The 12,021-nt window shown below is 56.4% G+C and carries 11 protein-coding genes; 7 read left to right on the top strand and 4 right to left on the bottom strand.

Going from position 1 to position 12,021, the window contains the following annotated elements:
- Positions 1-2 precede the first annotated feature (2 nt).
- From livM to V7Q49_RS01975, 3 genes are read left to right on the top strand one after another with little or no spacing between them, the layout of a single operon-like run.
- Complete coding sequence (livM, locus tag V7Q49_RS01985) at positions 3-1,304, top strand: high-affinity branched-chain amino acid ABC transporter permease LivM (protein WP_333849057.1); 1,302 nt, start codon at positions 3-5, stop codon at positions 1,302-1,304.
- A complete protein-coding gene (locus V7Q49_RS01980) occupies positions 1,301-2,176 on the top strand; it encodes an ABC transporter ATP-binding protein (RefSeq protein WP_333849056.1) in 876 nt (291 codons plus the stop codon). Before livM ends, V7Q49_RS01980 begins: the two co-directional genes overlap by 4 nt.
- Positions 2,173-2,889, top strand: coding sequence for an ABC transporter ATP-binding protein (locus V7Q49_RS01975; protein WP_333849055.1), 717 nt, complete (start codon positions 2,173-2,175; stop codon positions 2,887-2,889). The genes V7Q49_RS01980 and V7Q49_RS01975 overlap by 4 nt, the downstream gene beginning before the upstream one ends.
- Positions 2,890-2,927: 38 nt before the next feature.
- On the opposite strand, the gene V7Q49_RS01970 is transcribed toward V7Q49_RS01975, so the two are convergent.
- From V7Q49_RS01970 to V7Q49_RS01955, 4 genes are all read right to left on the bottom strand, one after another.
- Entirely contained in the window at positions 2,928-4,499 is a 1,572-nt protein-coding gene (locus V7Q49_RS01970) for a sulfatase-like hydrolase/transferase (RefSeq protein WP_333849054.1), read from the bottom strand.
- Positions 4,500-4,774: 275 nt separating this feature from the next.
- The gene (locus tag V7Q49_RS01965) at positions 4,775-5,056 is read right to left on the bottom strand and encodes a heavy-metal-associated domain-containing protein (RefSeq protein ID WP_333849053.1); all 282 of its coding nucleotides are present in this window, start codon (positions 5,054-5,056) and stop codon (positions 4,775-4,777) included.
- Positions 5,053-5,409 (bottom strand): mercuric transporter MerT family protein, encoded by a 357-nt coding sequence (locus V7Q49_RS01960; protein WP_333849051.1) that lies wholly within the window; start codon positions 5,407-5,409, stop codon positions 5,053-5,055. The genes V7Q49_RS01965 and V7Q49_RS01960 overlap by 4 nt, the downstream gene beginning before the upstream one ends.
- Positions 5,387-6,532: a transglutaminase-like domain-containing protein gene (locus V7Q49_RS01955; RefSeq protein WP_333849049.1), complete on the bottom strand. Its 1,146-nt coding sequence runs from the start codon at positions 6,530-6,532 to the stop codon at positions 5,387-5,389. The genes V7Q49_RS01960 and V7Q49_RS01955 overlap by 23 nt, the downstream gene beginning before the upstream one ends.
- 860 nt (positions 6,533-7,392) lie before the next feature.
- Here V7Q49_RS01955 and V7Q49_RS01950 point away from each other — a divergent pair.
- From V7Q49_RS01950 to V7Q49_RS01935, 4 genes are read left to right on the top strand one after another with little or no spacing between them, the layout of a single operon-like run.
- The gene (locus V7Q49_RS01950; RefSeq protein ID WP_333849048.1) at positions 7,393-8,376 is read left to right on the top strand and encodes an autoinducer 2 ABC transporter substrate-binding protein; all 984 of its coding nucleotides are present in this window, start codon (positions 7,393-7,395) and stop codon (positions 8,374-8,376) included.
- A gap of 57 nt (positions 8,377-8,433) precedes the next feature.
- Complete coding sequence (locus tag V7Q49_RS01945; RefSeq protein WP_333849046.1) at positions 8,434-9,915, top strand: sugar ABC transporter ATP-binding protein; 1,482 nt, start codon at positions 8,434-8,436, stop codon at positions 9,913-9,915.
- A complete protein-coding gene (locus V7Q49_RS01940; RefSeq protein WP_333849045.1) occupies positions 9,908-10,888 on the top strand; it encodes an ABC transporter permease in 981 nt (326 codons plus the stop codon). The genes V7Q49_RS01945 and V7Q49_RS01940 overlap by 8 nt, the downstream gene beginning before the upstream one ends.
- Positions 10,885-11,850: an ABC transporter permease gene (locus tag V7Q49_RS01935; RefSeq protein ID WP_333849044.1), complete on the top strand. Its 966-nt coding sequence runs from the start codon at positions 10,885-10,887 to the stop codon at positions 11,848-11,850. The genes V7Q49_RS01940 and V7Q49_RS01935 overlap by 4 nt, the downstream gene beginning before the upstream one ends.
- Positions 11,851-12,021 lie beyond the last annotated feature (171 nt).

The following is a 12,021-nucleotide window of genomic DNA, read 5'->3' as shown; positions in this document are numbered from 1 at the left end:
AGATGACTGCACAAATCGTTTCGCAAACCGTATCCCACGACGGTTTTTCGCTTAAGCGCTGTCTTCTCGACGCCATTTTTGCCGGCATGGTGGCGCTGATCGTATTTGGTCCGATCGCCGGCGTGGTGCTGGACGGCTACAGCTTTAACTTCGAAGGACGGCGGCTGGCGTGGATCATCGCCACGGTGATGACGGGCCGATTTCTACTGAGCGCCTTTTTATCTACCGCGCCGGGCCGACGCGTGATGGCCCGCTTCGACAACGATAACTCAGGGGTCTACGTCCGCCCGCCGGAGTACAAAAGCCGGATGCGCTGGATCCTGCCGCTGATTATCGCCCTGGCGGTCTGTTTTCCGTTCGTCGCCACCAAGTACGTGCTGACGGTGGCGATCCTCGGCCTGATCTACGTCCTGCTAGGCCTCGGGTTGAATATCGTGGTCGGTCTCGCGGGCCTGCTGGACCTCGGCTATGTCGCCTTCTACGCCATCGGTGCCTACGGCCTGGCGCTGGGCTATCAGTATCTGGGGCTCGGCTTCTGGACCATGCTGCCGCTGGCGGCGCTGATGGCCGCCGCGGCCGGAGCCTTGCTCGGCTTCCCGGTGCTGCGGATGCACGGCGACTATCTGGCGATTGTGACCCTCGGCTTCGGAGAGATCATCCGCCTGGTGCTGAACAACTGGCTGACCTTTACCGGCGGGCCGAACGGCATCTCCGCCCCACCCCCGACCCTGTTCGGGCTGGAGTTTGGCCGACGGGCCAAAGATGGCGGCGTGCCGTTCCATGAGTTCTTCAATATCACCTTTAACCCCAATCTGAAGTTCATCTTCATCTACGCCATTCTGCTGCTGGTGGTACTGCTGGTGCTGTACATCAAGCACCGCCTGACGCGGATGCCAATTGGCCGCGCCTGGGAAGCACTGCGCGAAGATGAAATTGCCTGTCGCTCCATGGGCCTTAACCATGTGCTGGTTAAACTGTCGGCCTTTACCCTCGGGGCCTCTACCGCGGGGATTGCCGGGGTGTTCTTCGCGACCTATCAGGGGTTTGTTAACCCCACCTCGTTCACCTTCTTTGAGTCGGCCCTGATCCTCGCCATCGTGGTGTTAGGCGGGATGGGCTCCACTCTCGGGGTGGTGCTGGCCGCCTTCGTGCTCACCGTAACCCCCGAGCTGCTGCGCACCTTTGCCGAGTACCGGGTGCTGCTGTTTGGCGTGTTAATGGTGGTGATGATGATCTGGCGGCCGCGCGGGCTGATCCGTATTAACCGCAGCGGGTTTGCGGTGCGTAAAGGAGTGGCACCATGAACGGGACCATCTTAAGCGTGGAGCATCTGATGATGCACTTTGGCGGCATCAAGGCGCTCAACGACGTTAATCTCGAGGTGCAGCGCGGCTCGATCACCGCCCTGATCGGGCCCAACGGCGCGGGGAAAACCACAGTGTTCAACTGCCTGACCGGGTTTTATAAGGCCTCCGGGGGCAATATTCTGTTCAACACCCGGAGCAAAACCACCAACGTGATCCAGATCCTCGGACAGAAATTCCAGCCGGGGGACTGGATCAACCCGGCGCAGTTCGGCCAGCGGCTGTTCTACAAGATGTTTGGCGGTACCCATCTGGTCAACCGCGCCGGGCTGGCGCGCACCTTCCAGAACATCCGCCTGTTCCGCGAGATGTCGGTGGTGGAGAACCTGCTGGTGGCACAGCACATGCGGGTGAACCGCAACCTGCTGGCCGGAGTGCTCAACACCCCGGCCTACCGGCGGGCGGAGAGCGACGCCCTCGACCGGGCCTTTTACTGGCTGGAGGTGGTGGATCTGGTGGACTGCGCCAACCGCCTGGCGGGCGAGATGTCCTACGGCCAGCAGCGGCGGCTCGAGATTGCCCGCGCCATGTGTACCGGGCCGGAGATGATCTGCCTCGATGAACCGGCCGCTGGACTCAACCCGGTAGAGACCCACACGCTGAGTAACATCATCCGTTTCCTGCGCGATCGTCATGACATCACCGTCCTGCTGATCGAGCACGATATGGGCATGGTGATGGAGATATCGGATCACATCATCGTCCTCGACCACGGGGATGTGATTGCCCAGGGTAAACCGGCGCAAATCCAGCACGATGAAAAAGTCATTGCTGCCTATCTGGGCACCGATGAGAGCGAGGTCAGTATATGAGTGAGGCGATGCTGGAGTTTCGTCAGGTGGATGTCTATTACGGGGTGATCCAGGCGCTAAAGCAGGTGTCGTTGCAGGTGAATCCCGGCGAAACCGTGGCTCTGATCGGCGCTAACGGGGCGGGCAAGTCGACCCTGCTGATGTCGATTTTCGGCCAGCCCCGGGTGCGCGACGGGCAAATCCTGTTTTGCGGCGAAGACATCAGCCATAAATCGACCCACTACGTGGCCTCAGGCGGCATTGCCCAGGCCCCCGAAGGACGGCGCATCTTCCCCGATATGACCGTCGAAGAGAACCTGCTGATGGGCACCATCCCCATCGGCAATCAGTATGCTGCAGAGGATCTGCAGAGCATGTTTGACCTCTTTCCGCGCCTGAAAGAGCGGCGTAAGCAGCGGGCGATGACCATGTCCGGCGGCGAGCAGCAGATGCTGGCGATCGCCCGGGCCCTGATGAGTCGGCCAAAACTGCTGCTGCTCGATGAGCCGAGCCTGGGGTTAGCGCCCATCGTGGTGAAGCAGATCTTCCAGACCCTGCGGGAGCTGGCGCGCAACGGAATGACGATCTTCCTCGTGGAGCAGAACGCGCACCATGCGCTAAAGCTCTCCGACCGCGGGTATGTGATGGTCAACGGCCAGATCCGCCTGAGCGGCAGCGGCGAGGAGCTGCTCGGGAATCAGGACGTCAGAAAGGCCTATCTGGGCGGCGCGTAGCAGGGACCCCACCAGTCAGGTCTCCCTGACTGGCGGCATCAATGGTGATCGTCAGGAAGTTGCTCGTAGTCCACTTTCTCAAGCCTGAAGTTCGTCACCCAGGGGGTGCCCACATCCTGCTCCGAGACAAAGGGGTATGTCGGGGTGAGCTCTTTCGCCTCGATCCCGGTCCAGACGGAGAAGAAATCGAGGAAATCATTGGCGGAACGCCGGGCCTCTATCAGGCGATGCGCTTTGTCGTCGCTCGACATGATCATAAAGGGCACCTGATAGTTCTGCTGGAAGGCATCACCATGACCCATATATTGCCCTCCGGTCAGACGGGCTTTATAGGTCAGGCCGTGATCGGAGAAGTAGACCATCGAAAAGCTGTCGCCGGTATTTTGCAGCTGCTGATAGAGCTGTTTTAACAGGGCATCGGTCTGGGTGATGCTGTAAAGGTAACAGGAGGTCTCTTTCGATTGCACAAACTCGACGTATTTGCCCTGAGTGCGCTCGCAGGCCTGCGGGTGTGAGCCCATTAAATGCAGGACGATCAGCCGCGTTTTAGTCGGTTGGGTGGCAAGCACCTGCTGCGTCATCTGTAACAAGGCCTCATCCCGCGGGTTGTTTTCATCTTCGTAATACCCTTTGCGCAAAAAATTCACCTCATTCGCTCGCTTCGCAATACTGGCGACAGCGGTATCGTTTTCACCAATTTGCCCCTGATTGGAGAACCACCAGGTCTGAAAACCGGCGCGGTTTGCCAGCGTGACGAAGTTATTCTGATACTCCGGACTTCCCCCACGCACCCGGGTCATGGAGAGGCCCAGCGAGGTTTGGGTGGAGGCGCTGGAGGAGACGAAATCCGTAAACAGCGTGCCCTTAACAGAGCTGGCGAACGGGGTGTTATTCCACTCCCCGCCAAAGGCCCCTAAGGCATCCCGCCGCGCGCTTTCCCCGATCACCACCACGTAGTTCTGATAGCGGGGCTTCACCGCCAGCACGGTCCAGCTGTCCTTCAATTTAGCCAGTTCCAGCATGTGCGCTTGTTCCTGCACCACTTCCCGGTTGTTGATCACCACGTCCTTCACAAAGCGGAACACCGGATAGCCCACATCCATCAGGGTAAAGTTGCCCCAGTGGACCAGGTTTTTCATCGGGGTCATAAAGAAACAGGCCACGCTGAAGGCCAGACAGAGCATATCCACGCGGCGCCACGGCTTTTTCGGGGTTATTTTACGCCCTACCGCCACCCCGCCTAATACCAGAATAAACAGTGAAACCAGATAGCTATGCCAGGGAAATATCGTCAGGATCTCAACGGATTCATTGACGTTGGTGGAGTGTAGCGCCAGCAGAGTATTGAAATTCGGTGCGCCATAGGCCTGTTGAAACGGGAAGTACATCGCCGCCAGCAGGCTACACAGCACAATAACGCCTTTCTGCACCCGGGGGGCGATCCGCCAGAGAACAAACAGTACGCAGCTAAAGGCCACTGAATAAAGCAGGCTGAATGAATATCCAAACGAGTAATTAATCAGCACCGACTGCAGGAAATAAAAAGCAGCCCATGGATTAAGGGTAATATCGCGGATCCAGAGGGTATATTTACTCGCGGTTATATTCATATTGACCTTAATCCATCTTTAGCCGCAGCGAATGCTGGCGTAAGGGATCGACACACCGCCATAAAAGACGATATATGGATAAAATGGAGCTTTATATGGATAATCTTATTAAAAGATAGAGCGCGCGGGTGGGAAGGTCAACGTTTCTTCACATGATATTTATCAAACTGAAACAATATCATCATAATTTATTAATAATTGTGTGGTAATGCGTCTTTCCCATTATTTGGGAAAGACGCTACTAATAATTAAGCCATCAGGCATTATTATTATATTTACGGTTTTTCAATACGGTTCACAGTTGCCGAATAACCTGTTTTCGCCACCGCCTGTAATAAGGTTTCCGTCGGGAAACCTTCCGGGACAATAACGTCGGTTTGCCGCGTCTTTAACGACGCTTTCGCTTTCACCACCCCTTCCGTTTCCCGCAGGGCCTGGTTTACCGAAATCACGCACAACGAGCAGGTCATGCCCTGCACGTCCAGCACCACTTTTTCATTTGCGGCCTGCGCAACCAGGGGCAGCAACAGACTCGCGATTATCAGCAGTCGTTTCATTCCATCACCTCATAATACCAGGCCACCACCGTGGGGTAGAACAGCACCAGCAACAGCACCGGCAGCGAGAGCCAGAACAGCAGACGCATTTGCCCCAGCGTCATCCGTCCGGTACACCACGGCCGCGTTGAAAAATAGAGCCGCCAGAATACCCGCAGCATCAGCCCTGACGAGAGCAGGATCATCGGCACCCGCAGAAATTCCAGCTGACTGAGCCCGGCAAAACCGGCGGCCGAGATACCAAACAGCAGATAGAGCAGCGGCCCGACGCAGCACAGCCCGGCGGTGACGGCCGCCGCGGCCGCCGTCAGCAGGGTCAGTCCTGCTCCCTTAGCGTTGTTCTGTTGAGACATAGTGGTAGGTAAACACCTTTGGATCGTAAAAATTGAGCGGGTCGCCGTCCACTTCGGCATACGGGTAGCCAAGGTTATTCACCGCCCCCTGCTCCGCCGCCGGATAGAGTTCGAAATCGCGCCCGTAGTTGAAGCCCACCCAGTTCATCTCCCAGTTGCCAAACAGGTAGGTATTTACCGCCTGCACGTCGGGATCCTGATGCGCTTTTTTCTCCGCCAGACGCATTTTGGTGACGTCAGCCGGATCGCACGGCAGCCAGCCGTAGCCCGCCAGATAAAACTCCGCCCGGCAGTGCTGCCCGCCGCTGACGTCGGACACGCCCGCGCTGTCGGCCTTGCCGAAGGCGCTGGCGGAGTAACGCTCCAGCTTGTTGGCCCGGCCCAGACGAATACCGAACAGCTCACGCGCCGGGATGCCGCTGGCACGCGCCAGGGCGACAAACACCGAGCTGATGTCGGTGCATTTGCCGCTGAGCTTGCCGCTTTGCAGAATGGTGGCCACATCGCCAGTGCCGCAGCCGATCACGTCATTATCGCGCTCCATATGGCTGCTGACCCATTCGTAAATCAGGCGCGCTTTCTTCAGCGGATCGGTTTCACCGCCGGTAATTTTTTGTGCCGTTTCGCGTACCAGGCCATCAACCGGGGTGTGCGTCGTCGGCAGCAGGTACGGCTTAACCGCCAGCGGATAGACGATCTGCTCCGGTGCCTGCCAGTGTTTCAGGGCGTCATGCTTCAGCGGCTCCCAGTCTGCGGTTTCGATCTCCAGATCGAGCTGGAGCAGCAGATCGCCGTCGGATTTTGGCCAGCTCGCGAACAGGGTTTTGGCCCCGTAGGCGTTGTTGGTGGTGATGTATGCCTGCTGATAATTGCCGCTGAACGACACGCCGGTCATCTGCTGAAAGGCGGTATCCACCGGTAACGGGATCCAGAGTTTAACCACCCCGCTGGAGCCCTGCGGCGGTGCCAGCTTATAGGTTTGCGACAGGACAAAACGGCGGCGCATCACCGGCGCGGCCAGCGGCGCGCTGTTTTGCACCACCGTCTGGCTGGCGATGGCCGGGCCCACCAGGCCTGCGGCAGAAAGAAGAACGCTGGATTTAAGAAATTGTCGACGCTGCATGGCTATCTGTCCCTTGAGAATGAATGTTCATCACAGCAGACAGGCGCTGGCGCGGAGTGATAGAGATGATTCATCAATAACAGACCTGTTAACTGTGAATGGAAAAATGAGCGCCGTTATTAGGCGGCATTCTGGCGGGGTTGTACAGGCATGAAGGCAAAAAATCCGCAATAACCGCAATAATTGCAGGGCTGGGGAGAAGGTGTGATTAATTACTGTACAGAGCGATTATGGAGATTGCTCATACAGCAAAAGCGAAATTTTAAAAGAGCAAAAGGCTTACAGCGGCTCCCTGGTCCGGCTGAATATCGCCGAAGCGTTTCCGGAAGGCCGGGGCGAGGCGCAGGGACGCCCGACCCGAAAGCCTGGAAGAATAAGCTGAGGGCACCGCGAAGCGGCGATTTTCTTGCCGGGAGCCGGGATTGTTAAGGGGCGGCGGCAAGCCCCTTAACACGTTCACGGGTGACGCGGCTGGCAGAGAAGTGCAGAACGTAAAGTGAACGGAACCACCACCTGAGCCGCATGTTCCCCCTCACCCCATCCCTCTCCCTGAATGGAGAGGGGGCCGATCGTGCACTTATTTAATTCATCGGCAAATATTTGTGATACCTCTCGCAAAATAGAGTATTGGCATAATAGTCCATGCTATAAGCCGGTAACTCCATAACATTATAAATATGAAAACCCTACTGTTAATTCTTTAAGGGCCGGATTTAAAAATATATTCCCCATTTCCTGACCAGAGATTTACAGCATGAGGGAATGGTTATTCTCACCTAATATTAAAAATGAACACCGCTATCTCAAACAACATATCCAGATATTCATTTTAATTTTTTACCACCCTACAGAGGTATGAGATGAGTAAAATAGGCTTAACAAAATTATTGTCTGCGAGCTTGCTCGGGTTGATGGTTTTCTCGACCTCTGCAATGGCGAAAGAAATTGAAGTGGTCAATATTTCAAAAATAGACGGCATGCCCTGGTTTAATCGCATGGGGGAAGGCGTGACGAAAGCGGGCAGCGATCTCGGAATTAAAGCCTCTCAGGTGGGGCCGTCCAGTACCGATGCGCCGCAGCAGGTTAAAATTATTGAGGATTTAATCGCTAAAAAAGTCTCCGCGATCGGTATCGTGCCTAATGACGCCGATGTTCTCGAGCCGGTATTTAAAAAGGCGCGTGCGGCGGGCATCGTAGTATTAACCAATGAATCCCCCGGGCAGCCCAGCGCCAACTGGGATGTGGAAATTATCGATAACCAGAAATTCGCCGCCGACAACGTCGAGGAGATGGCAAAAGCCATGGGCGGTAAAGGGGGGTATGTGATTTACGTCGGCAGCCTGACCGTGCCGCAGCATAACCTGTGGGCCGATTTGTTCGTCAAATACCAGAAAGAACACTACCCGGAGATGCATGAAGTCACCAACCGGATGCCGGTGGCGGAAAACATCGACGACGCCCGCCGTACCACCATCGATCTGATGAAAGCCCATCCCGACATGAAAGGGATCGTCTCATTTGGCTCTCAGGGCCCTATCGGTGCGGGCCGGGCGGTGAAAGAGAAACGGGCGAAAGGCAAAGTCTTTGTCTACGGCATGATGATCCCCTCCCAGGCCGCCTCGCTGATTAAAAGCGGCGATATCGCCATGGGCATCACCTACGATCCGGCCTCTGCGGGGTACGCCATTACCGCCATCGCCGACAAAGTCCTGAAAGGCGAAGAGATTACCCAGGGTCTGGAGATCCCGAGCCTCGGTAAAGCGGACGTGGATACCGAAAAGCGCATCATCAAATTCCACAAAGTTCTGCGCGTCACCAAAGAGAATATCGATAGCCTGTATTGATCCGCGGAACCCGCACGTCCTGTCCGGGCGTGCGGCCTGAGTCCCTGAGAGGTAGACATGGAGCCCTTTATTTCACTGGGTAAGATCAGCAAGACTTTCTACGGTGTGAAAGCGCTGGATAACATCAACCTGACGCTGTATCCCGGAGAAGTGCACTGTCTGGCCGGGCAGAACGGCTGCGGCAAATCGACCCTGATTAAAATCATCTCCGGCGTCTATAAACCCGATCCTGGCTTTGAGATCGCCATAGAGGGTAAGCCTTATGCCCATCTTTCGCCTATCGACTCCGTCAAAGCCGGGATTCAGGTGATCTATCAAGATCTCTCCTTATTCCCTAATTTAACCGTCGCGGAAAATATCGGCATCCATCAGCATCACCACCATCTGCTGGTCAACAAGCGGGAAATCCGCCGTATCGCCGAGCTGACGATGAAGAGTATTGACGCCAGGCTGGATCTGGATGCCAACGTGGACTCCCTGCCCATCGCTCAACGTCAGATCGTCGCCATCTGTCGGGCGCTGGCCCAGGAAGCCCGGCTGATCATTATGGATGAGCCTACCGCCTCGCTGACCATGCAGGAGGTGAAGGGGTTGCTGCGGGTGATTGGCGACCTCAAGAAAAGAAATATCTGCGTGGTTTTTGTCAGCCACCGGCTGGATGAGGTGCTGGAGATCTCCGACCGGATCAGCGTGCTGAAAAACGGCAGCCTGATCGGCACTTACCCCGCCAGCGACATTAACACTAAAAAACTCGCCTTCCTGATGACCGGGAAAGCGTTCTCGTATGCGGTCCTGCCGCCGATTGAGAAAATTGGCGAGGTGGCGCTTAAGGTCACTCACCTCACTAAACGTCAGCAGTATAAAGACATCTCTTTCCAGATCCACCGGGGGGAGATCCTAGCCATTACCGGGCTGCTGGGTGCCGGGCGTACGGAACTGTGCCTGAGCCTGTTTGGGCTTACGAAACCTGATTCCGGCGAGATAGCGCTGGAGGGCAAGGTGGTTCATTTCGCCAGCAACCGGGATGCGGTGAAAGCCGGGATTGGCTACGTATCTGAAGACCGGATGAGCACCGGCCTGGTGATGGATCAGTCGATCAATGACAATATTATCTCAGCCGTGCTGCAGCGGCTGAAAACGCCGTTCAGGCTGCTGGACAGGTCCAAATCGGACCGCATCGTCACGGATCTCATCGAGCAGCTGAGCATTAAGGTTGGCAGCGTGAGTCTGCCGGTTAACACCCTCTCCGGCGGCAACGCCCAGCGCGTGGCGATTGCCAAATGGCTGGCCATCAACCCTAAAGTGCTGATCCTCGACTCCCCCACCGTCGGCGTCGACATTGCCAACAAAGCGGGGATCTACCAGATCATCTCCGCCCTGTCGCGCAAGGGGATCGCGGTGCTGATGATCACCGACGAGATCGACGAAGCCTTCTTTAACAGTCACCGGATTTTAGTGATGCGCAAGGGCGAGATCGTCGCTGAAATCCTCCCGGAAAAGACCACAGAGGCCGCGCTGGCAGAGGTCGTCAATGGCTAAGAAAATCGGGGTCAAAACCCATGAGCTGTTTCTCGGGCTGACCATTATTGTGATTGGCGGCTATCTGTCGTTTGCCAGCGCCGATTTTATGACGCTGGGCAATATCTACGATTTGATCAACAACTACGCCATGTTAACTATCCTGGCCTGCGGCCTGTTTATCGTCCTGATCTCCGGCGGGATCGATATATCCTTCCCGGCCATGACCATCATTTCCCAGTACGTGATGGTGACCCTGATTCAGGGCACCAGCGGCAATTTTGCCCTGGCCTTTGCGCTGTCCGGCGGGCTGGGTTTACTCCTCGGCCTGGTCAACGCCACGCTGGTGAACCGGCTGAAGGTGCCCTCCATCATCATTACCATTTCAACCCTCAATATTTTTTACGGCCTGCTGCTGTACCTGTCTAAAGGAGTCTGGCTCTACAGCTACCCGGAGTGGTTTGAACAAGGGGTAATGCTGTTTAAATTCACGGCCGCCGATGGCTACGACTATGGCCTGAGCCTGCCGATCATCACCCTGCTGGTGGTGGTGGCATTAACCGGCTTTATCATGAATAAAACCAGCATTGGCAGGATGATTTACGCCATGGGCTGCAACCGCGAAGCGGCCTCCCGGATGGGGTTCGGCATCTTTAAAATGCAGCTGTTTGTTTACGGCTATATGGGATTAATGTCCGGCGTGGCCGGTGTGGTCCAGTCCGCGACCGTCCTGACCGTCGCCCCCGACTCGCTGCTCGGCTATGAGCTGACGGTGCTCGCAGCGGTGGTGTTAGGCGGAACCAGTATTGTTGGCGGGCGCGGCAGCTTACTCGGCACCCTGCTGGGGGTGATTTTACTGGCCGTGATACAAAACGGCCTCAATCTGACAGGGGTCTCCTCTTACTGGCATACGGTCGTGACCGGGGTGGTGATTGTTACCAGCATCAGCATGACGGCCTGGAGTCAGCGCAAAGGTCAGGGAGCACTAGCATGAGCGCCAGAAAAACCCAGGATCGCGTCGAGATTTACCTGAGTCTGTTAATCGCCGTCGTGGTGATCGCGTTTAGCTTTCTCATCCCCACTGTCTTCTGGTCGTCCGCCAACTTCCAGTCTGTCGCCTCGCAGATGCCGATCCTCGGCGTGCTGGCGTTAGCCATGGCGGTCACCATCCTCACCGGTGGGATCAACCTGTCCATCATCGCCACCATGAACGCCTGCGGGCTGGTGATGGCCTGGGTCGCCACCCACTATCCCCCGACCTTCAGCAGCATGCTGTTGGTGCTGGCTGCCGGGTTCGCCATGGCGATCCTCATTGGGTCGGTGATAGGATTTTTGATTGCCGTGGTGCGGGTCTCGCCGATTTTAGCGACGCTCGGGATCATGACCCTGCTGAAGGGGATCAATATCCTGATCTCCAAAGGCTCGTCGATATCCAACTTCCCGGATTACGTCCTGGTCATCAACAGCACCGATGTCCTCGGCATCCCGCTGCCGTTACTGGTGTTTCTGGCCGTCGTGGCGGTGCTGTGGGTGATCCTCGAAAAATCCGCCTTCGGGCGCACCCTCTACCTGATTGGCTCCAATGAACAGGCAACCCACTACGCCGGGATCAACACCCGCAGGACGCTTATCTGGGTTTATATCCTCTCATCGGTGTTGTGCGTGATTGCCGCACTGCTGATGATGTCCAAGCTGAACTCGGCCAAGGCCTCTTACGGGGAGTCTTATCTGTTGGTGTCGATCCTGGCGGCGGTGCTGGGCGGGGTCAACCCCGATGGCGGCTTCGGCAAAGTCTTTGGCATGGTGATGGCGCTGATCCTGTTGCAGATGTTGGAGAGCGGTCTGAACATTCTCGGGGTGAGCAGCTATATCACCATGGCCCTGTGGGGCGGCCTGCTGCTGGCGTTTATTTTCCTCAAAGGGGCTAATCTCTCCCACCTGTTCAACCGATCCTGATGGTCAGCGGAGGCAGTCAGATGGCGTTAAATCTCTTTTCACAGTTGCCTGGGGCGGGCGTTCATAACGAGCATGAAATATTCGATGCATTACTTGTTGCGCCGGGGATCAAAATTGAGCGCATCCTCTCCACCGGTCAGGCTAGAACGGTAAATTGCAGGCACAAAAAAA

The organism is Leclercia sp. (assembly GCF_036780805.1).
Classification (GTDB): Bacteria; Pseudomonadota; Gammaproteobacteria; order Enterobacterales; family Enterobacteriaceae; genus Enterobacter.
This window is presented reverse-complemented; position numbering and strand designations above follow the sequence as displayed.